The 25,641-nt window shown below is 73.7% G+C and carries 16 protein-coding genes and 1 other RNA gene; 15 read left to right on the forward strand and 2 right to left on the reverse strand.

Features of this window, described 5'->3' with window-relative positions; all coding sequences use genetic code 11:
* Positions 1-18: 18 nt before the first annotated feature.
* The 4 genes from SNE206_RS13920 to SNE206_RS13935 all read left to right on the forward strand — a co-directional run bounded on the left by SNE206_RS13920 (position 19) and on the right by SNE206_RS13935 (position 7,740).
* On the forward strand, positions 19-678 hold the full coding sequence (locus SNE206_RS13920) for an HAD family hydrolase (RefSeq protein WP_407913637.1): 660 nt from the start codon (positions 19-21) through the stop codon (positions 676-678).
* Positions 679-1,141: 463 nt separating this feature from the next.
* On the forward strand, positions 1,142-6,082 hold the full coding sequence (locus tag SNE206_RS13925; protein ID WP_407913638.1) for an NAD-glutamate dehydrogenase: 4,941 nt from the start codon (positions 1,142-1,144) through the stop codon (positions 6,080-6,082).
* 105 nt (positions 6,083-6,187) lie between these two features.
* Positions 6,188-6,820, forward strand: a complete 633-nt coding sequence (locus tag SNE206_RS13930) for an RNA polymerase sigma factor (RefSeq protein WP_407913639.1) — start codon at positions 6,188-6,190, stop codon at positions 6,818-6,820.
* A complete protein-coding gene (locus SNE206_RS13935) occupies positions 6,817-7,740 on the forward strand; it encodes a CU044_5270 family protein (protein WP_407913640.1) in 924 nt (307 codons plus the stop codon). Before SNE206_RS13930 ends, SNE206_RS13935 begins: the two co-directional genes overlap by 4 nt.
* Positions 7,741-7,770: 30 nt before the next feature.
* On the opposite strand, the gene SNE206_RS13940 is transcribed toward SNE206_RS13935, so the two are convergent.
* A complete protein-coding gene (locus SNE206_RS13940) occupies positions 7,771-10,563 on the reverse strand; it encodes an FHA domain-containing protein (protein WP_407913641.1) in 2,793 nt (930 codons plus the stop codon).
* 280 nt (positions 10,564-10,843) lie between these two features.
* Here SNE206_RS13940 and SNE206_RS13945 point away from each other — a divergent pair, with 280 nt between their 5' ends.
* From SNE206_RS13945 to prfB, 3 genes are all read left to right on the forward strand, one after another.
* On the forward strand, positions 10,844-12,724 hold the full coding sequence (locus SNE206_RS13945; protein WP_407913642.1) for a serine/threonine-protein kinase: 1,881 nt from the start codon (positions 10,844-10,846) through the stop codon (positions 12,722-12,724).
* A gap of 189 nt (positions 12,725-12,913) precedes the next feature.
* Positions 12,914-14,215, forward strand: coding sequence for a serine/threonine-protein kinase (locus SNE206_RS13950; RefSeq protein WP_407913643.1), 1,302 nt, complete (start codon positions 12,914-12,916; stop codon positions 14,213-14,215).
* A 34-nt stretch (positions 14,216-14,249) separates the two neighbouring features.
* Positions 14,250-15,359 (forward strand): peptide chain release factor 2, encoded by a 1,110-nt coding sequence (gene prfB / locus SNE206_RS13955; RefSeq protein ID WP_407913644.1) that lies wholly within the window; start codon positions 14,250-14,252, stop codon positions 15,357-15,359.
* Positions 15,360-15,517: 158 nt separating this feature from the next.
* On the opposite strand, the gene SNE206_RS13960 is transcribed toward prfB, so the two are convergent.
* Positions 15,518-15,712 (reverse strand): hypothetical protein, encoded by a 195-nt coding sequence (locus tag SNE206_RS13960; protein WP_407913646.1) that lies wholly within the window; start codon positions 15,710-15,712, stop codon positions 15,518-15,520.
* A gap of 338 nt (positions 15,713-16,050) precedes the next feature.
* On the opposite strand from SNE206_RS13960, the gene ftsE reads away from it, so the two are divergent.
* The 8 genes from ftsE (at position 16,051) to SNE206_RS14000 (ending at position 25,462) form a co-directional block, all read left to right on the forward strand.
* Positions 16,051-16,740 (forward strand): cell division ATP-binding protein FtsE, encoded by a 690-nt coding sequence (gene ftsE, locus SNE206_RS13965; RefSeq protein ID WP_405013102.1) that lies wholly within the window; start codon positions 16,051-16,053, stop codon positions 16,738-16,740.
* 55 nt (positions 16,741-16,795) lie between these two features.
* Positions 16,796-17,707: a permease-like cell division protein FtsX gene (gene ftsX / locus SNE206_RS13970; protein ID WP_405013103.1), complete on the forward strand. Its 912-nt coding sequence runs from the start codon at positions 16,796-16,798 to the stop codon at positions 17,705-17,707.
* 111 nt (positions 17,708-17,818) lie between these two features.
* Entirely contained in the window at positions 17,819-18,952 is a 1,134-nt protein-coding gene (locus tag SNE206_RS13975) for a S41 family peptidase (RefSeq protein ID WP_407913647.1), read from the forward strand.
* A 58-nt stretch (positions 18,953-19,010) separates the two neighbouring features.
* A complete protein-coding gene (smpB, locus tag SNE206_RS13980; protein ID WP_405013105.1) occupies positions 19,011-19,499 on the forward strand; it encodes an SsrA-binding protein SmpB in 489 nt (162 codons plus the stop codon).
* Positions 19,500-19,624: 125 nt separating this feature from the next.
* Positions 19,625-20,003: a transfer-messenger RNA gene (ssrA, locus tag SNE206_RS13985) on the forward strand.
* A 198-nt stretch (positions 20,004-20,201) separates the two neighbouring features.
* Positions 20,202-21,569 carry a nitrate/nitrite transporter gene (locus tag SNE206_RS13990; protein ID WP_407913648.1) on the forward strand — a complete coding sequence of 456 codons (1,368 nt, stop codon included), beginning with the start codon at positions 20,202-20,204 and terminating at the stop codon, positions 21,567-21,569.
* A gap of 215 nt (positions 21,570-21,784) precedes the next feature.
* Positions 21,785-22,972 (forward strand): uroporphyrinogen-III synthase, encoded by a 1,188-nt coding sequence (locus tag SNE206_RS13995; protein ID WP_407913649.1) that lies wholly within the window; start codon positions 21,785-21,787, stop codon positions 22,970-22,972.
* Positions 22,973-23,173: 201 nt separating this feature from the next.
* Positions 23,174-25,462: a HelD family protein gene (locus tag SNE206_RS14000; protein ID WP_407913650.1), complete on the forward strand. Its 2,289-nt coding sequence runs from the start codon at positions 23,174-23,176 to the stop codon at positions 25,460-25,462.
* The last annotated feature ends 179 nt before the right edge of the window (positions 25,463-25,641 follow it).

A 25,641-nucleotide genomic window follows, 5' to 3' on the forward strand; every position in this document is an offset into this window, starting at 1 on the left:
GCCGGGTAGCGTTCCCGGATGCGCACGCACATCGTCTGGGACTGGAACGGCACGCTCTTCCACGACATGGAGGCCGTGCTGGGTGCCAGCAACGCCGCCTTCGCGACCGTCGGGCTGCAGCCGCTGAGCCTGCAGGAGTACCGGGAGCAGTACGAGATCCCGATCCCCCGCTTCTACCAGCGGCTGCTCGGCCGGGTGCCGAGCCAGGCCGAGTGGGAGGCCCTGGACGACGCCTTCCACGACCGCTACACGCAACTGAGCCCCGCCTGCGGGCTGACGGAGGGCGTGCCCGAGCTGCTGACCGGCTGGAGCGCCGGGCCGGGCCGCAGCCAGTCGCTGCTGTCGATGTACGCGCACGAGCGGCTGGTGCCGGTGGTGGACGCCTTCGGGCTGACCCGGCACTTCGTCCGCGTGGACGGCCGCACCGGCGCGTCCGGCGGGCGCAAGGCCGGTTTCCTGGCGGCGCACCTGGCCGCGCTCGGACCCGGGCTGGACCCGGCCCGGACGGTGCTCATCGGCGATGCGGTCGACGACGCGGAGGCGGCGCTGGAGTCCGGCATCCACGCGGTGCTGTACGCGGGCGGCTCGCACACCCGGCAGAAGCTGGAGGCGGTCGGCGTGCCGGTGGCGGACACGCTGGCGGAGGCCGTCGCACTGGCCGGGCACCTCACCGGCTGAGGCCGTCGCACCGGCCGGGCACCTCACCGGCCGAGGCCGTCGCACCGGCCGGACACCTCACCGGCCGAGGCGTCGGGCCGCGGGCGTTCCGCGCCGGCGGAGGAGGCCGGGCGGCCGGCGCATGACGTTCGCAGACACGGGGGATGACGGGCGCGCAACACCTGACAGGCGCTGACACGAGCACGCCCGGCGGTTTGGACATGGTGTCCATTCGGGCGCGCGCTTCCTGCGGGATTGCTCCTCCGTGTCCCCTGACACCTTCGTTTCATGCGGTTAGGCTGACTGGCGTCGCCGGGTTCCTCCCGCGGGCCAAACGTCTTGTCGTACCCGGACGCAGGGCCGCTCATGCGTGGCACGAGCGGTTTTCGTCCGGGCGCTGCGGGAGGATTGCGGACGGACCCGGCGGTGCACACCAAGCCGTCACCGAGTCACGCAACGGCGCGCGACAGGAGCCAAAGAAGCCATGCAGACCAAGCTGGACGCAGCCAAGGCCGAACTGCTCGCCAAGGCAGCAGCAGCCGCTGAGAACAGCCAGGTGGGGGGAGCGGCGCCAGGGGAGGGTCTGAGCAACGGTGCTCTGACCGCGTACCTGCACCACTACTACCTCCACACCGCGCCCGAGGACCTGGTCGACCGCGACCCGGTCGACGTGTACGGCGCGGCGGCCTCCCACTACCGGCTGGGACTCAAGCGGCCCCAGGGCACCGCCGAGGTGCGGGTGCACACCCCCTCCGTAGACGAGAACGGCTGGTCCTGCGGCCACACCGTGGTCGAGGTCGTCACCGACGACATGCCCTTCCTCGTCGACTCGGTCACCAACGAGCTGACCCGCCTCGACCGGGCGATCCACCTCGTCGTCCACCCCCAGCTCGCCGTCCGCCGTGACATCACCGGCAGGCTGCTGGAGATCCTCGACGTCGACGCCTGCTCCCGCAGCCAGGCCGGCGGCGCCGAGTGGCCCGCCGACGCCGTCGTCGAGTCGTGGATGCACATCGAGATCGACCGCGAGACCGACCGCGAGGACCTCCGGGCGATCGAGGCCAACCTGCGCCGCGTGCTCGGCGACGTCCGCGAGGTCGTCGAGGACTGGACGAAGATGCGCGACTCCGCGCTCCGTCTCGCCGACGAGCTCGCCGAGCAGCCCCCGGCCCACCTGCCCGAGCAGGAGGTCGGCGAGGCCTGGGAGCTCATGCGCTGGCTCGCCGGCGACCACTTCACCTTCCTCGGCTACCGCGAGTACGACCTCGTCGAGCACGAGGGCGAGGAGGTGCTCAAGGCCGTCGCCGGCACCGGCCTCGGCATCCTGCGGGCCGACCCGTTCAGCCACGACACCGACCACCACCCGGTCAGCGAGGCGTTCGGGCGGCTCTCCGCGCCCGTCCGCGCCAAGGCGCACGAGAAGAAGCTCCTCGTGCTCACCAAGGCCAACAGCCGGGCCACCGTGCACCGCCCCGCCTACCTCGACTACGTCGGCGTGAAGAAGTTCGACGCCAACGGCGAGGTCGTCGGCGAGCGCCGCTTCCTCGGGCTCTTCTCCTCCGCCGCGTACACCGAGTCGGTCACCCGCATCCCGGTCGTCCGCCGCAAGGTCCAGGAGGTCATCACCACCTCGGGCTTCTCCGACGAGAGCCACGACGGCCGCGACCTGCTGCAGATCCTGGAGACCTTCCCCCGGGACGAGATGTTCCAGACCCCGGCCGCGGAACTCCTCACCATCGCCACCAACGTCCTCTACCTGCAGGAGCGCCGCCGGCTGAGGCTGTTCCTCCGCCAGGACGAGTACGGGCGCTACTTCTCCGCGCTCGTCTACCTGCCGCGCGACCGCTACACCACGCGGATCCGGCTGCGCCTGATGGACCTCCTCAAGGAGGAGCTCAACGGCGAGACGGTCGACTACACCGTCTACGCGACCGAGTCCGTCCTCACCCGCCTGCACTTCGTCGTGCGGGTCGCCCCCGGCACCCCGCTGCCGCAGCTCACCGACGCCGAGACCGAGCGGATCGAGACCCGGCTCGCCGACGCCGCCCGCTTCTGGATGGACGGCTTCCACGACCAGCTGCACATCGAGCTCGGCGAGGAGCGCGCCGCCGAACTCTCCCACCGGTACGGCAACGCCTTCCCCGACGGCTACCGCGCCGATTTCACCGCGCGCACCGCCGTCGCCGACCTGAAGCAGATCGAGTCGCTGCACGGCGAGGGCGACTTCCGCCTCAACCTCTACCAGCCGGTCGGCGCCGGGGACGACGAGCGGCGCTTCAAGATCTACCGCGTCGGCGGCCCGATCTCGCTCACCGAGGTCCTGCCGGTGCTGCAGCGCCTGGGCGTCGAGGTGCTCGACGAGCACCCGTACGCGCTGAAGCGCTCCGACGGCACCACCGCCTGGGTCTACGACTTCGGCCTGCGGCTGCGCGAGGCCACCGGCCTCACCGACGAGGCCCGCGACCGCTTCCAGGAGGCGTTCTCCGCCACCTGGACCGGCCGCGCCGAGAACGACGGTTTCAACGGCCTGATCCTCACCGCCGGGCTGACCTGGCGCCAGGCCGTGGTGCTCCGCGCCTACGCCAAGTACCTGCGGCAGGCCGGCAGCACGTTCTCCCAGGACTACATGGAGGACGCGCTCCGCAACAACGCCCACACCACCCGGCTGCTGGTCAACCTCTTCGAGGCCCGGCTCAGCCCCAGCCACCGGCTCGGCTCCGCCGAGCTCACCGAAGGGCTGATGGAGGAGCTCGACGGCGCCCTCGACGAGGTCGCCTCGCTCGACGAGGACCGCATCCTGCGCTCCTTCCTCCACCTCATCAAGGCCACCCTGCGGACCAACTTCTTCCAGCACGCCGACGACGGCTCCTGGCACTCCTACGTGTCGATGAAGCTCGACCCGCAGGGCATCCCGGACCTTCCGGCGCCGCGCCCGGCGTTCGAGATCTGGGTGTACTCGCCGCGCGTCGAGGGCGTGCACCTGCGCTTCGGCAAGGTCGCCCGCGGCGGCCTGCGCTGGTCCGACCGCCGCGAGGACTTCCGCACCGAGATCCTCGGCCTGGTCAAGGCCCAGATGGTCAAGAACACCGTCATCGTGCCGGTCGGCGCCAAGGGCGGCTTCGTCGCCAAGCAGCTCCCCGACCCGTCCGTCGACCGGGACGCCTGGCTCGCCGAGGGCATCGCCTCGTACCGGACCTTCATCTCGGCGCTGCTCGACATCACCGACAACCTCAAGGGCGGCGAGGTCGTCCACCCCGTCGACGTCGTCCGCCACGACGAGGACGACACCTACCTCGTCGTCGCCGCCGACAAGGGCACCGCCACCTTCTCCGACATCGCCAACGGCGTCGCCGAGTCGTACGGCTTCTGGCTGGGCGACGCGTTCGCCTCCGGCGGCTCCGCGGGCTACGACCACAAGGGCATGGGCATCACCGCCCGCGGCGCCTGGGAGTCCGTCAAGCGCAACTTCCGCGAACTCGGCGTCGACACGCAGTCCGAGGACTTCACCGTCGTCGGCATCGGCGACATGTCCGGCGACGTCTTCGGCAACGGCATGCTGCTCAGCGAGCACATCCGCCTCGTCGCGGCCTTCGACCACCGGCACATCTTCCTCGACCCGAACCCGGACGCCGCCGTCTCGTACGCGGAGCGCCGCCGGCTCTTCGACCTGCCGCGCAGCTCCTGGGACGACTACGACCGCTCGCTGGTCTCCGCCGGCGGCGGCGTCTTCCCGCGGACGGCCAAGGCCATCCAGCTCTCCCCGCAGGTGCGCGAGCGCCTCGGCATCGGCCAGGCCAAGATCACCCCGGCCGAGCTGATGAAGGCCATCCTGCAGGCCCCCGTCGACCTGTTCTGGAACGGTGGCATCGGCACCTACGTCAAGGCGAGCACCGAGACCAACGCCGAGGTCGGCGACAAGGCCAACGACGCGATCCGCGTCAACGGCAGCGACGTCCGCGCCCGCGTCATCGGCGAGGGCGGCAACCTCGGCTGCACCCAGCTCGGCCGCATCGAGTTCGCCGCGACCGGCGGCCCCGAGCAGACCGGCGGCTGGATCAACACCGACGCCATCGACAACTCGGCCGGCGTCGACACCTCGGACCACGAGGTCAACATCAAGATCCTGCTCAACCAGGTCGTCGCCGACGGCGACATGACGGTCAAGCAGCGCAACGTCCTGCTCGCCGAGATGACCGACGAGGTCGGCCACCTCGTGCTGCGCAACAACTACGCGCAGAACGTCGTGCTCGCCAACGCCGTCGCCCAGGCCCCCAGCATGGTCAACGTGCACGCCCGCATGATCAACCGGCTGGAGGCCGCCGGACAGCTCGACCGGGCCCTGGAGTTCCTGCCCGCCGAGAAGCTCATCCGCGACCGCCAGCAGGCCGGCCGCGGACTCTCCCAGCCCGAGCTGTCCGTGCTGCTCGCCTACACCAAGATCACCCTGGCCGACGAGCTGCTCGCCACCGGGCTGCCCGACGACCCGTACTTCCGCGCCGCCCTCCACCAGTACTTCCCGACCGCCCTGCGGACCCGCTTCGCCGACGCGATCGACCACCACCCGCTGCGCCGCGAGATCATCACCACCCTGATCGTCAACGACACGATCAACCGCGGCGGCTGCACCTTCGCCTTCCGGCTCCGCGAGGAGACCGGCGCGACCATGGAGGAGATCGCCCGCACCCACGCCGCGGCCCGCGCGGTCTTCGGCCTGGAGCAGCTCTGGGACGAGGTCGAGGCGCTCGACACCCGGGTGACCGCCCGGGTGCAGACCAAGATGCGGCTGCACGTGCGCCGCCTCGTCGAGCGCGCCACCCGCTGGATGCTCAACAACCGGCGCCAGCCGCTCGACATCGCCGGCACCATCGCGTTCTTCCACGACCGGGTCAACCAGGTCTGGGACTCCCTGCCCAAGCCGCTGCGCGGCGAGGACGCGGTCTGGTTCGAGTCGATCCACCGGGAGCTGGCCGCGGCCGGCGTCCCCGACGACCTGGCCACCCGCATCGCCGGCCTCTCCTCCGCCTTCCCGACCCTCGACATCGTCGGCGTCGCGGACCGCTCCGAGGCCGACGTCATGGAGGTCGCCGAGCTCTACTACGACCTCGCCGACCGCCTGCAGATCACCCACCTGCTGGACCGCATCATCGAGCTCCCCCGTACCGACCGGTGGTCCTCGATGGCCCGTGCGGCGATCCGCGAGGACCTCTTCGCGGCACACTCCGCACTGACCGCCGACGTCCTCGCCTGCGGCCCCGAGGGATCCTCCCCGGAGGACCGCTACCAGGCCTGGGCCGAGCTCAACGGCACCCTGCTCACCCGGGCGCGGACCACGCTCGACGACATAAGGGGTTCCGACACCTACGAGCTGTCCAGCCTCTCCGTCGCGATGCGGGTCATCCGGACCCTCCTGCGCGCCGGCCGCTGAGCAGCCACCCGCGAGGGCGGCACCGTCACCCGACGGTGCCGCCCTCGCGGCGTGCCGTGACCCGCGTCACACGGAACCGCCCCGCCGGTGCGGACAGGGAGGGGCGTGGAGCCGTCACTGCGGGCGCGACTGCGCGCCGGGGACCAGAGCGCGTACGGGGAGATCTTCGATGAGCACGCACAGGCACTGTTCGCCTACGCTGCCCGGACACTGGGGGACAGGTCCGCCGCGGAGGACGCCGTCTCGCTGACCTTCCTGGAGGCGTGGCGGCAGCGCGACCGCCTCCTGGAGGACGGCGGGCCCGTGCGGCCCTGGCTCTTCGGCATCGCCACCAACGTGCTGCGCAACACCGCCCGGTCCGCCCGGCGGCACCGGGCCGCGATGGCGCGGCTGCCCGCGCGGGATCCGGTGCCGGACTTCGCCGACGAGCTCGTCTCCCGCCTCGACGACGTCGAGCGCCTCGCCGCGGCCCGGCGCGCGCTGGCACGGATGCGGCGCGGCGACCGTGAGGTGTTCCGGCTCTGCGTCTGGGTCGGGCTCGACTACGCGTCCGCGGCGGAGGCGCTCGGGGTGCCGGTCGGCACCGTCCGATCCCGGCTCTCCCGGGCCCGCGCCCGGCTGCGGACCTTCGCCGAGGCGGAACTCCGCCCGGCCCGCACGGAACCGCCGCACGGCGGCGGACAGGTAGGAAGTGACCGCGTCCGAGCGGTCCGGTCGACCGGGGAGGACACCCGATGAATGTTCAGCCGACACGGGAGCCGGTGCTCCCGGCCGACCGCCACCGGTTGTTGAGGGGACACCTGATGAACGAGATCAGCAGCACGCGGCAGGCACGTGGCGGTGCCCGGCCGTACCGCCGGCTCCGTTGGGCGGCCGTGCCCGCCCTGGCGGGAGGTCTGGCGCTGGCCCTGGTGCTGACCGCCGGCGGCGGCACGGAGGTGAGCGCCGCCGAGGTGCTCGACCGGGCGGCGTCCGGCGCGGCCGGCCAGCCGGTGCCGGACGCGCGGGACGGGCGGTTCGTCTACGTGCGGTCGCTCGTGGCGTTCTCCGGCTCGAACGAGGCCACGCACGAGCAGGTGCCGGCCGGCACCCCGCACGAGCGGCAGCTGTGGCAGTCCGTCGACGGCAGCAGGCCCGGCCTGCTCGTCGAGGAGGGGCAGCGGCCGGGCCGCGCCGTGAAGCCCGGCGACCCGTATCCGCCGAACCCGGACGGCAGCGAGCCGCTGGAGCCCAACACCGCGCCCGGCGTGAACGCGCCGACGTACCGCTTCCTCGCCTCGCTGCCCACCCGGCCCGACGAACTCCTCGCCCGCATCTACGCGGACACCCGCGGCGCGGGCGTGAGCCCCGACCAGGAGGCGTTCGCCACCATCGGTGACCTGCTGCGGGAGCAGCTCGCGCCGCCGGCGGTCACGGCCGCCCTCTACCGGGCGGCGGCGAGGATCCCCGGCGTGACGGCGGTGCCGGACGCGGTGGACGCCTCCGGCCGGCACGGCGTGGCGGTCGCCCACACCTCCGGCGGCCTGCGCACCGAGTGGATCTTCGACCGTGCGACGTACGCGTTCCTGGGGGAGCGGGAGACCAGGGACGGCGAGGTCCTCGGGCGGAGCGCCGTCCTGGAACGCGCCGTGGTCTCCGCGGCCGGTGAGCGGCCCTGACCCCTGCCGTCCCGCGCGGCGGCCCCGGCGTCAGCCCTGGGCCGCCGCCCGCTGCAGGGCGCTCGCCAGCAGGGCGAGGTCGGTGGGCCCGTTGCCCAGCTCCCGGACCGGCCGGCGGGTCGGCGGTGCGCCGAGCTGCAGCGGGTCGATCGCGACGACGGTCGGCCGCAGGGTGGACGTCCGCGGGATGCGGCCGCCGACCCGGGCGGACTGGAAGGCCGTGACGCCGCCGTCCGGGCGCCGCAGGTAGCCGCGGCCGGGGGTGTCCTCCGGCACCGCGGCGGCGTCCGGCAGGTGGATGAGCTGGTCGGACTCGGCGGGCTGGTCGGTACGGAGCGCGATCCGCAGCTGCGCCGCCTCGTCGATCTCCGTGCCGGAGGTGCGCTCGGGGGAACCGGTCGCGGCGACCACGTGCATGCCGAGCCGCCCGCCGCGCTCCGCGACCGCGCCGAGGGCGCGGGCCAGCGGACGCCCGGCCGGCGAGGTCGGGGCGTACAGCGCGTCCAGGTCGTCGACGACGACGATCATCCGGGCCGGGCCCGGACCGTCGCCGTGGTCTCCGCGGCCGTGGTCGCCGCCGGGTGCGGCGGCGCCGGGCCGGTCGGCCGGGTGGTCGGCGGGGCGCCGCTGCTCGCCGACCGCCGCCGTGCGGGCTCCGGGTGCGGCGGGGCCGCCGGCGGTGACCAGCGCGGGTGTCCTGCGGAGTATCCGGCCGGTGTGCCAGGCGGTGAAGTCCTGCCCGTCGAGGAGCGCCTCGCGGTGCGCCAGCTCGTCGAGCAGGGCCTCGGCGGTGAGCAGGGCCTGCCGGGGGTCGGCGGCGGCGTCGAGGTGCGCGGTGACGTGCGGGAGGTCGGTGCAGCTGCGCAGGCCCGCCGCGCCGTCCCCGCCGACGGGGGAGCGCGACTCGATGACCGTGACCTCCAGCCGCTCGGGGCGTTCGGCGACGGCCAGGGAGGCGATCAGGGTGCGGAGCAGCTCGGTCTTGCCGGAGCCGGGCGCGCCGCCGACGAGGAGGTGCGGGCCGTTCTGGGCGGGCTCGTCCGACCCGGCGAGGTCGAGGGTGAGCACGCCGTCGCGGCCGGTGCCGAGGAGGGCGGTGGCGCTGCCCGCGCCGTCGGGCAGGGCCGCCCAGCGGTCGGAGAGCTTCGAGGGGGTGACGGCCTCCAGGCGCAGCAGGTCGAGCAGGCGGAGGGCGTCGGGCAGCGGTCCGCGGGCGGCGGGGGCGGACTCGCGCAGCGGTGCGAGGGCGCGGGCCAGCCGCTCGGTCCAGGCGGCGGGCACGGCGTCGAGGGCGACGTCCTCGATCCGCTCGCGGGCGCCGTCCACGGTGAGGTCGACGGTGAGGAGGGTGCCGACCTCGCCGGTCACGGTGGCGCGGGCGCCGGTGCCGGCGGGGAGGTCCTCGGGGCTCGCCGCGAGGCAGAGCGCGAAGACCCCGGCGGCGGGCCCCTGGCGCAGCAGCAGTTCGAGCGCGGCCCGGGCGGCGGGCGTGCCGGGGTCGCCGTCGACCAGGACGACGGTGGCGTCCGGGCCGTCCGCGGCGGCGGTCAGTTCGGTGAGCCGGGCCTCGGCCTGCTCGGCGTCGAAGGCGGTGAGCAGGCGGCAGTCCTGGCCGTGGCCGGGGCGCAGGTGCGGCAGCCACATCGTCCAGTGCCAGTCGGCGGCCCGCTGCTCGTCGGCGGCGACCACCACGAGGGCGAGGCCGCCGGGCGGGTGCAGCACGGCGAGCTGGGCGAGGACGGTCCGGGCGAGACCGGTGAGCCGTTCGCGCGGGCCGGCGAGGCCGAGGCTGCCGGCGGCCTGCAGGTCGACGGTGACGGGCACGGCGGGCAGCAGGGTGCCCGGGGCGGTGCCGGGACCGCCGGGCCGGTCGGCGGTGCCGAGGCGGACGGCGAGCGCGTCGGGGTGGGTGGGGGTGCGCTCCCACAGGCGGGGGCCGGGGCCGAGCGCGGTCAGCAGGAGTGCCGCGGGGTCGGGCCAGCGCTCGCGCCGGGCGGCGGCCTGGTGGGCGCGGACGGCCGCGTGCCGGGCGGCCGCCTCGGGGGCGGGCTCGGCCGGGGCGGAGCGGGCGCGCCGCAGCGAGAGCAGCCCGCGGGTGCGGCTGCCGGGTTCCTGCGGTGCGGGTTCGGGTGCGGGCGGGGCGGCGGGCGTGGTGCGGGCGGTGAGGCGGTCGGGCAGCTGGAGGTGGCCGTCGCCGTCCGGTGCGGCGGTGCGGGGGGTGCCCGCGGCGGGCCCGGTGCGGGGGCGGGTGATCTGCAGGGTGGACTCGCCGAGGCGGACGAGTTCGCCGTCGGGCAGGTCGGCGCTCTCGTCGCGCAGGTACCGGGTGTCCAGCCGGGTGCCGTTGGTGGAGCCGAGGTCGCGCACGGTGACGCCGTCGTCGGCGAGGTGCAGGGAGAGGTGGAGGCGGGAGACGTCCGGGTCGTCGAGGGGCACGTCGGCGTCGCTGGAGCGGCCGACGGTGATCTCCCGGCCGTGCAGGCGGTGCACGCCGCCGGCGGCGGGGCCGCCGACGACGCGCAGCTCGGCGCCGGCGGGGAGGTCGGCGGGTTCGGTGTCCGGGTCGGGTTCGCCGAGGGAGAGGACGGCGCCGTCGAGCAGCGGCGGGTGGCCGAGCAGCGCCTGGTCGTCGACGAGCTCCGCCCCGGCGTAGAGCTGCACCTGGGCGGCGGATCGCGGCCCGCGCACGCCTGCGGCGCCCGCGAGCGCCCCGGCGACCGCGCCGAGCGCCGTCCCGGCGGGTGCCGTGACCAGTACGTCCGTGGACGACCCGGCACCGGACGCGCCGCTGCGCGGTCGAAGGACGGTCAGCCGGATCTGCATCTCGCCCAGGTCCCTTCTGCACGCGTGTGGTGCCTGCCATCCTGCCACCCTGGAGCGACAGTCCGGGCACGGTACCGGATTTGACGATCTTGCGATGATCCCGCCGGTGGAACCGACGGCACGTCACGGGGGTCTTCCCCGGTGGAACGGCCCGGAGAGTTCCGTCCAGCACGCCGGGTGATCGCCTCGGCAACGCGGCCGGGCACCGTTAGAGTTTCCGAAAACGTGGCCACCCTGCCCGACCACCGGGCAGCGGGGCGAGCGACCACAGGAGTCACAGGTGCGGCCCGTCGGCAGCAAATATCTGATCGAGGAGACCCTCGGGCGCGGGGCCACCGGCACGGTCTTCCGCGGCCGCGTGCGCGAGGACGCCGTCGTGCCCGGGATGGAACCGGGCCGCGCCGTGGCGGTCAAGGTGCTGCGCGAGGAGCTCGCCACCGACCCGGACGTCGTGATGCGCTTCCTGCGGGAGCGCTCGGTGCTGCTCCGGCTGTCCCACCCCAACATCGTGCGGGTCCGCGACCTCGTGGTGGAGGGCGAGCTCCTGGCGCTGGTCATGGACCTCGTGGAGGGCCCCGACCTCTACCGCTACCTGCGCTCGAACGGGCCGCTCAGCCCGATCGCCGGGTCGCTCCTGATGGCCCAGGTCGCCGACGCGCTGGCCGTCAGCCACGCCGACGGCGTCGTGCACCGGGACCTCAAGCCCGCGAACGTGCTGCTCGCCACCACGCTCACCGCGGACGGCGTCGAGCAGATGCACCCGATGCTCACCGACTTCGGCATCGCGCGGCTCGCCGACTCCCCGGGCATCACGCGCACGCACGAGTTCGTCGGCACGCCGACGTACGTTGCGCCGGAGTCCGCGGAGGGGCGGCCGCAGACCGCCGCCGTCGACGTCTACGGCGCGGGCATCATGCTGTACGAGCTGGTCACCGGCCGTCCCCCGTTCCAGGGCGACGGGCCGCTGGCCGTGCTCCAGGCCCACCTGGCGCAGGAGCCGGAGCGGCCCCGCTCCATGCCGGAGCCGCTCTGGACGGTCATCGAGCGCTGCCTGCGCAAGAACCCCGCCGAGCGCCCGACCTCCACCTCGCTCGCCCGGGCGCTGCGGGTCGTCGCCGCAGGCGTCGGGGTGCACGCCTCTCCGGTGGCGGTGGAGGAGGCCCTCGCGGTCGGCGACCTGCTGCTGCCCGACCCGGCCCTGGCCGCCGCCTCCGCCGCTGCTGCCGCTGCCGCTGCCGCCGCACCGGCCGGCTCCGCGGACGCGACGCAGATGCTGCCCGCACGGGGGTTCGACCCCGGTTTCGACCCCGGCGCCGCGACCCAGGTCGTCCCCGGTGTCGGGGCGGGCTCCGAGGACCGCACGCAGATGATGCCGCAGGCGCCCGCGGCCGGTGGCGACCGCACCCGGGTCATGCCTCCGGTGCCGCCGGGCCCGCCCGCCGCGCCGGGCGCCGAGCCCGAGGCGCCCCACCCGTGGCAGACCCAGATGCGGGCGGCCCGCGACCGCAACCAGCAGACGCAGATCGGCTACTTCGACCCGGAGGAGCTGGACCGCCCGCAGGTGGCCCCGCAGCCCTACCAGGCCGGTCCGGGACGCCAGCAGCCCCAGCAGCCGCAGTACCCCCAGCCGCAGTACCCCCAGCCGCCGCACCGGCAGCAGCCGCCGCCGCAGCCCCAGCAGGGCCGCGGCCAGGGCGGCTACGCCCAGCGGCCCCCGGTGGCCCCGCCGCCGTACCAGGCCCGGCAGCAGCCCCCGCAGCAGCCCCAGCCCCCGCAGGGCTACCGCCAGCCGCCGCAGCCCCAGCCGCCGCAGTACGGCCGGCAGCCGGCCGCGCCGCAGGCGTACCCGCCGCCGCAGCCCCAGCCGCCCGCCCCGGCGCGGCGCCAGGAGCCGGCCCCGCAGCGCAGGGCCGAGCCGCCCGCGCCGCAGCGCCGCGAGCCGGCGCCGGCCCGGGAGCCGCGCGGCCGCAGCCGGAACCGGATGTACATCCCCGGCCTCGGCTGCCTCAAGGGCTGCCTGATGGTGCTGCTGATCCTGGCGATCGCCGCCGTGGCGCTCTGGAACTTCACCGACCTGCCCGTCTACTGGGAGAACGTGAAGGGCTGGTTCACCGAGGTGAGCGACTGGATCAGCGGGCTGGGCGGCGGCGGCACGCCGTGACCGGAGCCGGTGCGCCGTGAACCGGCGACCCGGCCGCCGGTCCGCCGGCCGTGATTTTGGCGCTTTGTCGACAGTTCACAAATTTTCCGTCATGTGACGTTCTCCCAGCGGCCTCCGGCGCCCCCCGGAGGCCACCCGGGCGCGTAGGTTGGTCGCTGAGCACCGACCTACCGAGCCCACGGAGCAGCATTGGCACGCAAGATCGGCAGCCGCTACACCGTCCACCAGGTGATCGGCCGGGGATCGGCCGGCACCGTGTGGCTGGGGGAGGGCCCGGACGGGCCGGTGGCCGTCAAGTTGCTGCGCGAGGACCTCGCGTCCGACCAGGTGCTGGTCGGACGCTTCGTCCAGGAGCGCGCCGCCCTCACCGGCCTCGACCACCCGCGGGTCGTCGGCGTGCACGACATGGTCGTCGACGGCAGCGACCTCGCCCTCGTCATGGACCTCGTCAAGGGCACCGACCTGCGCACCCGGCTGGAGCGCGAGGGCGTCCTCGACCCGCTGGCCGCCGCCTCCGTCATCGCCGACGTCGCCGACGGCCTCGCGGCCGCGCACGCCGCCGGCATCGTGCACCGCGACGTGAAGCCCGAGAACGTCCTGCTCGACCTCGCCGCCCCGCCCGGCGTCGGCGGCGCACCCCGCGCCAAGCTCACCGACTTCGGCATCGCCCGCCTCGTCGACGCCCCCCGCCGCACCCGTGCCACCCGCATCATCGGCACCCCCGACTACCTCGCCCCCGAGATCATCGAGGGCCTGGAGCCCCGCGCGGCCGTCGACATCTACGCCCTCGCCACCGTGCTCTACGAGCTCCTCGCCGGGTTCACGCCCTTCGGCGGCGGGCACACCGGCGCGGTGCTGCGCCGGCACGTCACCGAGAGCGTCCCGCCGGTGCCCGGCATGCCCGACGGCCTCTGGCGGATCATCTCCGAATGCCTGGCCAAGGCCCCCGCCTCCCGGCTGCGCGCCTCCGAGCTCGCCGCCCGGCTCCGCGAGCAGCTGCCCGTGCTGGCCGGGCTGCCCCCGCTCACGGTGCCCGCCCAGCGCAGCCCCGCCGACGACCTGCCCACTCCGGCCGAGGCCGTGTACGCCGAGGCCGACGCCGGGTCCGGAGCCCACCGCCGCCGGCGCGGCCCGGCCGTCCCGCTCGTGCCCGCCCCCACCCCGGACTCCACCCGGGACACCCACACCAGCCTGCGCCGCCCCTCCGCACAGGAACTCGCCTCGTACGCCGCGGAGTCCCGGGCCCAGCGCTCGGCCGCCCCGGTCACCAGCCACCGCCGCCGCCGGCTGGTGCGCCGCCGCCGCATGCTGGCGGTGCTGATCGCCACCGTGCTCCTGCTCGCCGGCGCGGCCGCCGCGTTCAGCGCGTTCGCCGCCGAGTCGCACGGGTCGGGCGGGTCCGGCGGGTCCGGCGGGTCCGCGGCCGCGTCGGCGGCCGCCGGGTGGGCGCCCCCGCAGGGCCCCGCGGGCCCCGGGGTGCCCCCGGTGTAGCCGAACCGTCTCCGCGAACCATTACGCTGGAGGCGTGGCAGCCGTCGATCCTTCCGAAGAGCTCAAGAACCTCGAAACGACCATGGGGTCGATCGAGGCCGTCCTCGACCTGGACAAGATCCGGGCCGACCTCGCGCGCCTCGAGGAGGAGGCAGCGGCCCCCGACCTCTGGGACGACCTCGTGAACGCCCAGAAGGTCACCAGCCGGCTCTCCTTCCTCCAGGGCGAGCTGCGCCGGGTCGAGACCCTCCGCAGCCGCGTCGAGGACCTCGCGATCCTCTTCGAGCTCGCCGAGGCCGAGGCCGACGCGGACACCCGGGCCGAGGCCGAGAGCGAGCTCGGGTCGGTCAAGAAGGCCGTCCAGGAGCTGGAGGTCCGCACCCTCCTGTCCGGCGAGTACGACGCCCGCGAGGCCCTCGTCAACATCCGTGCGGAGGCGGGCGGCGTCGACGCCGCCGACTTCGCCGAGCAGCTGATGCGCATGTACCTGCGCTGGGCCGAGCGCCACGGCTACCCGACCGAGGTCTACGACACGTCGTACGCCGAGGAGGCCGGCATCAAGTCGGCGACCTTCACCGTGAAGGCCCCGTACGCCTACGGCACGCTCTCCGTCGAGCAGGGCACCCACCGCCTCGTGCGGATCTCGCCGTTCGACAACCAGGGCCGCCGCCAGACGTCCTTCGCGGGCGTCGAGGTGCTGCCGGTCGTCGAGCAGTCCGACCACGTCGACATCGACGAGGGCGAGCTGCGCATCGACGTGTACCGCGCCTCCGGCCCCGGCGGCCAGGGCGTCAACACCACCGACTCGGCGGTGCGCATCACGCACCTCCCGACCGGCACCGTGGTGTCCTGCCAGAACGAGCGCTCGCAGATCCAGAACAAGGCGTCGGCGATGAACGTCCTCCAGGCCAAGCTCCTGGAGCTGCGCCGCAAGGAGGAGCGCGCCGCGATGGACGCGCTCAAGGACAGCGGCAGCTCCTGGGGCAACCAGATGCGCTCCTACGTGCTGCACCCGTACCAGATGGTGAAGGACCTGCGCACCGAGCACGAGGTGGGCAACCCGCAGAACGTGCTGGACGGCGACATCGACGGCTTCATCGAGGCCGGCATCCGCTGGCGCAAGCAGCGCGAGGCCGCGAGCTGAAACCGGCCCCGAGGGGGTCGGCGGTCCCGGTGACCGTCGCGCACGGCACCGGAGGCGGCCCCGCCCGCACGGGCGGCGCGGGACGGTGAGCCGGCCGCCGCGGTGACGGCATGACGAAAGGGCCCCGGAGCTTCGAGCTCCGGGGCCCTTCGAACGTCTCAGGCCAGCGCCTGCCGGGCGATGAGCACCACGGCGAACAGCCCGACCAGCAGGGCGAGCAGGGCCGTCGGGGTCAGCGCGGCGAACGGCCCCTGCTGCTCCTGCAGCCGGGCCCGGTTGGCGCGGCACACCGGGCACCGGCCCTCGCTCACGCGGCCGTTGCAGTTGGCGCACACCAGATGGTCGCAGGTCATGCGATCTCCTCCTTGCTGTCACTGCCAACGCACCGGACGAGCCGATGGTTCCGGTCCGTCCCTCCACTGTGCCAGGTTCGCGGTCGCTCGGCGCCCGCAGTGGCGGGCTTCCCGGTGCCGACTGTGAGATCGGTCGCATCGCGCGGCCTCTCCTTTTCGGGACAGAACGGGGCAATCGCCTACGAAAGCTCGGTCCGTACCCGACCGGGGACTGCAGGTCGGCATGTGGTTCGCGTATGGTCCCAGACCTGGAGCGGTGGGGGAGGATGCCGTTCCGACCGCCGCTCCCGGCCTGGGGCGCGGACGGACCCACCTAGGATGGCCTCCGTGATGCAGCCGTGATCAGATTCGACAACGTCTCCAAGATCTATCCCAAGCAGAACCGTCCTGCCCTGGACAACGTCTCGCTGGAGATCGAGAAGGGCGAGTTCGTCTTCCTCGTCGGGTCCTCCGGCTCGGGCAAGTCCACCTTCCTCCGGCTGTGCCTGCGCGAGGAGCGGCCGAGCACCGGTGCGGTGCACGTGCTCGGCAAGGACCTCGGCAAGCTCTCCAACTGGAAGGTGCCGCACATGCGGCGCCAGCTGGGCACCGTCTTCCAGGACTTCCGCCTGCTGCCGAACAAGACCGTGGCGCAGAACGTGGCGTTCGCCCTGGAGGTCATCGGCAAGCCGAAGAGCGCCATCGCCAAGGTGGTGCCCGAGGTTCTCGACCTGGTCGGCCTCGGCGGCAAGGAGGACCGCATGCCCGGCGAGCTCTCCGGTGGTGAGCAGCAGCGCGTGGCGATCGCCCGGGCCTTCGTCAACCGCCCGATGCTGCTGATCGCGGACGAGCCGACCGGAAACCTCGACCCGCAGAACTCCGTCGGCATCATGAAGCTCCTCGACCGCATCAACCGCACGGGCACCACCGTGCTGATGGCCACGCACGACCAGGCCATCGTCGACCAGATGCGCAAGCGCGTGATCGAGCTCGACAAGGGCCTGCTGGTCCGCGACCAGGCCCGCGGTGTGTACGGCTACCAGAACTAGTCGCCGCCGTAACGCCTGACCGCCCTGCCTGCATTGACCCTGGATTGAGAGAAGCATGCGCGCCCAGTTCGTCCTGTCGGAGATCGGCATCGGCCTTCGCCGCAACCTGACGATGACCATCGCGGTCATCGTCAGTGTCGCCCTCTCCCTCGCCCTCGCCGGTGGCAGCCTCCTGGTCCGCGACCAGGTCAACTCGATGAAGGGGTACTGGTACGACAAGGTCGAGGTCAGCATCTCCTTCTGCACCAAGTTCGACGGCGCCGCGTCCGCGCAGTGTGCGAGCGGGGCGGCCACCGCCGACCAGGTCACGGCCGTGAAGGCCCAGCTCGACAAGATGAAGCCGCTGGTGCAGCAGGCGACCCTGGAGTCCTCCTCCGAGGCGTACAAGCACTGGAAGGAGTCGAACCCGGACAACCCGCTGCTCGCGGCGGTCGGTCCGGAGGCGATGCCGCAGTCGTGGCGGGTCAAGCTCAGCGACCCGACCAAGTACGACGTCATCCAGAGCGCGTTCGCCGGCAAGCCCGGCGTGAAGTCGGTCGACGACCAGCGGCGCATCCTGGAGAACCTCTTCGGCCTGCTGAACGGCCTGCAGACCGCGGCGTTCGTGATCATGGTGCTGATGCTCTTCGTGGCGCTGCTGCTGATCGTGAACACCGTCCGGGTGTCCGCGTTCAGCCGCCGCCGGGAGACCGGCATCATGCGCCTCGTCGGCGCCTCGAACTTCTACGTGCAGATGCCGTTCATCGCCGAGGCCGCGGTGTCCGCCCTGCTGGGTGCCGTGATGGCCTCCGGCCTGCTGCTGCTCGGGCACTTCTTCGTGCAGCACTGGCTGGCCAAGCGGGTGCTGTTCATCCAGTTCATCGGCCTCTCCTCGGTGCTCACGGTCATCCCGCTGCTGGTCGTGGTCGGCATGGTGATGGCCGGCGTCGCCGCCTTCTTCACCCTCCGCAAGTACCTGAAGGTCTGACGCCCCGACACACCGCACGGCCCCGGACGGCACCCGCCGTCCGGGGCCGTGCGGCGTCCGGACCGGGCATTTCGTCGCCCGCGCCGGGTGCCGCACCCTAGACTCCGGTGCATGCCGGGAAGTCGACGTCGGGTACGCCAGGGGGCCACGCTCACCCTGGTGTTCGGCGCCGTGCTGTTCACCGGCGCCGCCACCGGCGCCTGGGGCGAGCCCCCGGCCGTACCGCCCGCGCCGTCCATGGACGCCGCCGCCCAGCTGAAGGCCGGCCGCGACGTCACCGGCGCCGACCTCAGCCCGCAGCAGGCCGAGGCGCTCGTCGACGCCAGCGGCGACCGGTGGGCCGCCTACCTCAGCCCGCAGGAGTACGCGGAACTCCTCCGCGGCCGGTACCTCGGCGTCGGCCTGACGGTCGACCGCACCCTGGACGGCGCGACCGCCGTCACCGCCGTGCAGCCCGGCGGTCCCGCGGCGCGGGCCGGCATCGCCGCCGGCGACCGCCTGCTGAGCGTGGACGGCACCCAGGCCGACGGCCTGCCGGTGACCGAGGTGGTGGCCCGGCTGCGCGGCCGGGCGGCCGCGGAGCCGACCGCCTCCCGCTCGGCGTCGCGGACGGTCGAGCTCACCGTGCGCCGCGGCGCCGACGCCCCGCGCGAGCTGGTGCTCGGCCGGGCCGTGCTCGCCGCCCAGGAGGTTTCCGTCGACCGCCCCTCGCCCGGTGTCGTCCGGATCGCCGTGCGCGGCTTCACCAGCGGCGTGGCCGACGAGGTCAGGTCGGCGGCCCGGGGAGCGCAGGCGGTCGTCCTCGACCTGCGCGGCAACTCCGGCGGCCTGGTCGAGGAGGCGGTGCGGACCGCCTCGATCTTCCTCGACGGCGGCGCGGTCGCCGCGTACGAGTCGCGCGGCGAGCGCCGCGAGCTGACCGCCCCGGCGGGCGGGGACACCGCGACGCCGCTGGTGGTGCTCGTGGACGGCGGCACGATGAGCGCCGCCGAACTGCTCGCCGGCGCGCTGCAGGACCGCTGCCGGGCCGTCCTGGTGGGCGCGCGGACGTTCGGCAAGGGCACGGTGCAGCAGCCCAGCCGGCTGGCCGACGGCGGTGTGGTGGAGCTCACCGTCGGCCGCTACTACACGCCCGAGGGCCGCTCCCCGGACGGCGTCGGCCTGCAGCCGGACGTCGCCGCGGCGCCGGGGGCCGCCGACGGGCTCGCCCTGCGCGTCCTGGCCGGCCTCGGGACGCGCCGCTGAGCCCCCGGCGCCAAAAGGACTGTCGACCACCGCGGCGGGATGCGACAATGTCGGCGCTATGGCAAAGGAAAAGGGCAACAAGCTCATCGCGCAGAACAAGAAGGCGCGGCACGAGTACACGATCGTCGACACCTACGAGTGCGGCATGGTGCTGACCGGCACCGAGGTGAAGTCGCTCCGCGAGGGCCGTGCCAACCTGGTCGACGGGTACGCGTACATCCAGGGCCACGAGGCCTGGATCGACAACGTGTTCATCCCGGAGTACACCCAGGGCACGTGGACCAACCACTCGGCCAAGCGCAAGCGCAAGCTCCTGCTGCACAAGCTGGAGATCCGCAAGCTGGAGTCCAAGGTGAAGGAGACCGGCCACACGCTCGTGCCGCTCTCGCTCTACTTCAAGGACGGCCGGGTCAAGCTGGAGCTCGCGCTCGCGGTCGGCAAGAAGCTGTACGACAAGCGGCAGACGCTGCGGGAGCAGCAGGACCGCCGCGAGTCGGACCGCGCCATCGCCGCGGCGCGCCGCAAGCAGCGGGCCGGCGGCGGCTGACCGCCGGGGGTACCCCCGCGCGCCGCCGTGCGGTAATGCGCTGGACCCTCCCGGGGCCGAGCGCGTACCATGGCTCTTGCACCGCCGGAGGGCCCGCCCTCCGGAGCTGTTTGTCAAATCAACATGGGGATGATCGGTTTCGACAGAGGTAGTCGAAACAGGAGAAGCGAGCCGAGGAACGCGGCAATGATCTCGATAACCACCTGCCGCAAAAAAATAATCGCCAACACCAAGCGCGATACCCCGCAGTTCGCTCTCGCTGCCTGATCAGCGAAGCGAATAGGGTGTCAGACCGGGGAGTTCCCGACCCGGACCCTGGCATAATCTAGGGAACTCAACCGTCCGCCCCGGCTGCGGGGGCGGAAGGGAAATCAAACAGCAGCTGGGCCTGTCGGCGGCTTGTCCGCGTGACTGCCGGGGCCGAGAAAAGCACAGCGGACTGCGCTCGGAGAAGTCCTGAATCCACTCCGCTGGACCCGGGTTCGATTCCCGGCATCTCCACCACCCCATGTGCACCGAAGGCCGTCCTCCACCACGGAGGGCGGCCTTCGTGCGTTTCCGTCGCCTCACACGGCCGGCGCCGGGCGGGTGAGAGGACGGTTCCGCAGGCTTCACAGAGCACAACGAAGCGGAAACCCCGGACTTCTAGCGTCGTTCACGACAGCACGGGCAGGGCAGGCACCGGCACGCAAGGGGAGACCGATGAGCGACACAGCCCAGCGCAGAACAGGCGGCCGCTGGATCCAGGAATGGCAGCCGGAGGACACGGAATTCTGGGAGCGCACCGGCCGCCGCGTGGCCAACCGCAACCTGATCTTCTCCGTCTTCTCCGAGCACGTCGGCTTCTCCATCTGGAGCCTGTGGTCGGTCATGGTCCTGTTCATGGGCAAGGACTACGGCATCGACCCGGCCGGCAAGTTCTTCCTGGTGGCGATGCCGACCCTCGTCGGCTCCTTCGTCCGCATTCCCTACACCTTCGCGGTGGCCCGCTTCGGCGGCCGCAACTGGACGATCGTGTCGGCGGTGCTGCTCCTCGTACCGAGCCTCGCGGCGCTGTACGTCATGCACCCGGGCACCTCGTACACCACGTTCATGGTGGTCGCGGCGCTCACCGGCGTCGGCGGCGGCAACTTCGCCTCCTCCATGACCAACATCAACGCCTTCTTCCCCCTGCGCAAGAAGGGCTGGGCGCTCGGACTCAACGCGGGCGGCGGCAACATCGGCGTACCGGTCATCCAGCTCGTCGCGCTCGGCGTCATCACCTGGGCCGGCGCGACCCAGCCGAAGATCGTGCTCGGCATCTACATCCCGCTGATCGTGGTCGCCGCGCTCTGCTCCGCGCTGTTCATGGACAACCTGGCCCCGCTGAGCAACGACACCGGCACCTTCGGCGCGATCCTGAAGGAGAAGCACACCTGGATCATGGCGGTGCTCTACATCGGCAGCTTCGGGTCCTTCATCGGCTTCTCGTTCGCCTTCGGCCTCGTCCTGCAGAACCAGTTCGGCCGGACCCCGCTGGAGGCCGCCCAGCTCACCTTCATCGGCCCCCTGCTCGGCTCGGTCATCCGCCCGTTCGGCGGCTGGCTGGCGGACCGCTGGGGCGGCTCCCGGATCACCTTCTGGAACTTCGTCGCGATGGCCGCGGCCGCCGGCCTGGTGACCTACGCCTCCTCGATCAAGTCCCTGTCGGTCTTCCTCGTCGGCTTCATCGGCCTCTTCGTCTTCGCCGGGCTCGGCAACGGATCGACCTACAAGATGATCCCGGGCATCTTCGAGGCCAAGGCCCAGGACCGGATCGCCGCCGGCGACACCGCGGAGGAGGCGGCCGCCTGGTCCCGCCGGATGTCCGGTGCGGCGATCGGCGTGATCGGTGCGGTCGGCGCCCTCGGCGGCCTCTTCATCAACCTCGCCTTCCGCCAGTCCTTCCTCACCACCAAGAGCGGCACCCCCGCCTTCGTCTCCTTCCTGATCGCCTACGCGATCTGCTTCGTCCTCACCTGGGTCGCGTACCTGCGGCGCCCCGCGGCCTCCTCCGTCGCGGCGAATTCCCCCGCACTCGCCGAGGTCTGATCCGCACGAGGGCCGGTCCGCCGCGGCGGACCGGCCCTCACCTGCGAAACAAGCCGGAAATCCGACCGACCCGGTGGTGTGACCCCGGCGCGGGACGATGGCGGCCCACCCACCCAGTCCGCCGACCGACCGACACCCTGCCGGGTGCAGGCGGGAGGCACCGCCCCCAGGGCCCGCCGACAGCCTCCGGGGCGCTCCACGAAGGACGTCTGCCCATGGCCGACACGACCGCAAGCGCGACCACCGCCCTCGTGCCGTCGCCCGAAGCCGCCCCGCCGCTGGCGGGCTACACCATCGGCATCACCGCAGCCCGCCGCGCCGACGAGCTGGCCGCCCTCCTCCAGCGCCGCGGGGCAGCCGTCCTGCGCGCACCCGCCCTGCGGATCGTGCCGCTCGCCGACGACACCGAACTCCTCAACGCCACCCGCGCCCTCGTGGCCGACCCGCCGGACATCGCCGTCGCGACCACCGGCATCGGCTTCCGCGGCTGGATCGAGGCCGCCGAGGGCTGGGGCCTCTTCGACGACCTCGTCCGCGGCCTCGGCAAGGCCAGCGTGCTCTCCCGCGGACCGAAGGCCAAGGGCGCCATCCGTGCCGCCGGCCTCCGGGAGGCGTGGTCCGCCGAGTCCGAGTCCTCCGTGGAGGTGCTGGAGCGCCTCCTGGAGCAGGGCGTCGACGGCCGGCGCATCGCCGTCCAGCTGCACGGCGCCCCGCTGCGCGACTTCGTCGAATCCCTGCGCGCCGCCGGCGCCGAGGTCGTCGAGGTGCCCGTCTACCGCTGGCTCCCGCCGGTGGACCTGGCCCCCGTCGACCGCCTCCTCGACGCGTGTTGCAGCGGCTCCCTGGACGCCGTCACCTTCACCTCCGCCCCCGCCGCCATCAGCCTCCTCGACCGGGCCGCCGAGCGCGGCCAGACCGCCGACCTGCTGCACGCCCTGCGCCGGGACGTCCTGCCGGTCTGCGTGGGACCGGTCACGGCCGCCCCGCTGGAGGACCTCGACATCGCCACCGTCTGGCCCGAGCGCATGCGGCTCGGCGCCATGGTGCAGACCCTCACCGCGCAGCTCCCCGAGCGCGCCCGCCGCCTCGCCGTCGCCGGGCACACCCTGGAACTGCGCGGCCAGGCCGCCCTCGTCGACGGCGACCTGCGGCCCGTACCGCCCGCCGGCATGGCACTCCTCCGCACCCTCGCCCGCCGCCCCGGCTGGGTCGTGCCCCGCGCCGAACTCCTGCGGGCCCTGCCCGGCAGCGGCGACGACGAGCACGCGGTGGAGACCGCGATGGCCCGGCTGCGCGCCGCGCTCGGCACCCCCCGCCTGATCGCCACCGTGGTCAAGCGCGGCTACCGCCTGGCGGTCGACCCGGTCGCCGAGCCGGCCGGCAAGTACGGCGAGGACGGCTAGCCGCCACGCAGGACGGGCCCGGCACCCCGCCGGAGGAACCCGTCCCCACCAGAACCCCCAGGGGCCGGAGCCGGTACTCCGGCCCCTGGGCCTGTTTTCGGCCGGTCCACGGCCGAACGGCGGGTGGGGGAGGCCGGAGGGCCCGGTCAGGGAGTAGGATCTTCCGTCCGCCGCTTCCCCCGCGCCGTACCGACGAGGCCCATGCACACCACACCAGAGACCAACGATTCCGTCCGCGACCGCGAGGTCGCCGAGGAACAGCGCCACCTCGACACCGTCTACCGGCGTCTGGAGGAGAAGCTCGCCGAAGCCGAGTACATCCTGGAGGACGCCGCCAAGCGCGTGCAGGTGGGCACCCCCGGCGCGCTCGCCGAACGTGACGCCCAGGTCTACCGGGCCGGCGCCCACCTGCACCGGCTCAACAGCGAGTTCGAGGACTTCCTCTTCGGCCGCATCGACCTGCAGCAGGCCGATGCGCCGGAGGAGCACGGCATCCCGTCGCAGACGCCGCTCGACCCGGACGACCCGGCCGTCGCCGAGACCCTCCACATCGGCCGCCTCGGCGTGCTCGACGCCGAGTACGGCCCGCTCGTCATCGACTGGCGGGCACCCGCCGCCGCGCCGTTCTACCGCGCCACGCCGCTGGAGCCCGGCCGGGTCGTCCGGCGCCGGGTGATCCGCTCCAAGGGCCGCCGGGTGATCGGCGTCGAGGACGACCTGCTGCGCCCCGACCTCGCGCCGACCCTGGACGGGCGCGACCTCGCCGTGGTCGGCGACGGCGCGCTCATGGCCTCCCTCGGCCGCGCCCGCAGCCACACGATGCGCGACATCGTCTCCTCCATCCAGAAGGAGCAGGACGAGGTCATCCGGGCCGCCGCCGCGGGCGCGACCCTGGTCACCGGCGGCCCCGGCACGGGCAAGACCGCGGTCGCCCTGCACCGGGCGGCCTTCCTGCTCTACCAGGACCGCCGCCGCTACGCGGGCGGCATCCTCGTGGTCAGTCCCACCGCGCTGCTCGTGTCGTACACCGAAGGCGTGCTGCCCTCGCTCGGCGAGGAGGGCCAGGTCGCCATCCGCGCGGTCGGCAGCCTCGTCGACGGCATCGAGGCGGGCCGCTACGACACGCCCGAGACGGCCCGCATCAAGGGTTCGGGGCGGATGGTGCAGCTGCTGCGCCGGGCCGCCCGGGCCGCCCTGGAGTTCGGTGCGCCCGCCGAGCTGAAGGTCTTCGCGCGCGGCGAGGCCCTGCGGCTCGACGCGGGCCGCCTGCGCGGGGTGCGCGCGAACGTCGTCGGCACCGGCGGCACCCCGCTCAACCTGCTGCGCCCGCGGGCCCGCCGGCTCCTGCTGGACGCCCTGTGGCAGGACATCACCCGGCACCTGCCGAAGCCGACCAGCCACTTCGAGCGCGAGCAGCGCCAGGACGAGCGGGAGGCCTTCGACGAGTACGTCTCCGACGAGGCCGCCTTCCTCGACTTCCTGGACGCCTGGTGGCCCCCGCTCACCCCGCGCCGGGTGCTGGCGACCCTGCGGCACCCGCGGCACACCAACCGGATCGCCCGCCGGGCGGTCACCCCGGAGGAGGCCCGGCTGCTGGGCGCCTCCTGGCGCCACCTCACCGAGCGCGGCGACGGCGACCTGTCGGCGCACGACGTCGCGCTGGTGGACGAGCTGCAGCTGCTGCTGGGCGAGCCGGCCCGGCCGCGGGTGCGCGAGGTCGACGCGGTCGACCTGCTCTCCGGTCTCGACGAGGTGACCACGTACGCCGACCGCAGCGCCCGGCAGCGCGAGCGGGTGCCGGTCGAGCGCACCGAGTACGCGCACGTGATCGTCGACGAGGCGCAGGACCTCACCCCGATGCAGTGGCGGATGATCGGCCGCCGTGCCCGGACGGCGACCTGGACGATCGTCGGCGACCCGGCGCAGTCGTCGTGGCCGTTCCCGGAGGAGGCGCAGGCCGCCCTGGACGAGGTGCTGTCCGGCAAGCCGCGCCGGCGGCACACGCTGACGGTGAACTACCGCAACCCGGCGGAGATCGCCGAGGTCGCGGCGAAGGTGCTGGCGCTGGCCGCGCCCGGCACCCCGTCGCCGAGGGCGGTGCGGTCGACGGGTGTCGTGCCGCGCTTCGCGGCCGTCCGCGAGCCCGGCCCCGAGGCGTTCGGCAAGGCCGCCCGGGCCGAGCTGGAGCGCCTCCTGGGCGAGGTGGACGGCACGGTCGCCGTGGTCGTGCCGATGGACCGCCGCGCGGAGGCGTCCGGCTGGGCGGCGGAGCTGGGCGACCGGGTGGTGGCGCTCGGCAGCCTGGAGGCGAAGGGCCTGGAGTACGACGCCACGGTCGTCGCCGACCCGACCGGCATCGCCGGCGAGTCCGAGGCCGGCCTGCGGGTGCTGTACGTGGCGCTGACCCGGGCCACCCAGCGGCTCACGGTGCTCTCGGGCCCGGACGACCTGCCGGACGCCGAGGGGGTGCCCGCCCTGCTGCACGGCTGACCGCCGCCGTGCGCGCCCGGCCCGGGCGTGCACGGCGGGCGTGCACGACGAAGGCCCCCACCCGGAGGTGGGGGCCTTCTCGTGTCGATGACGCCGACCCGCCATGCTCGCCTCGCGGCAAGTGGTCGCTCGAAGCGACGAAGGTTGGGCCCGGGGGCTTGGATCGGGCCGACGTCCCG

This window comes from Kitasatospora sp. NE20-6 (assembly GCF_045862635.1).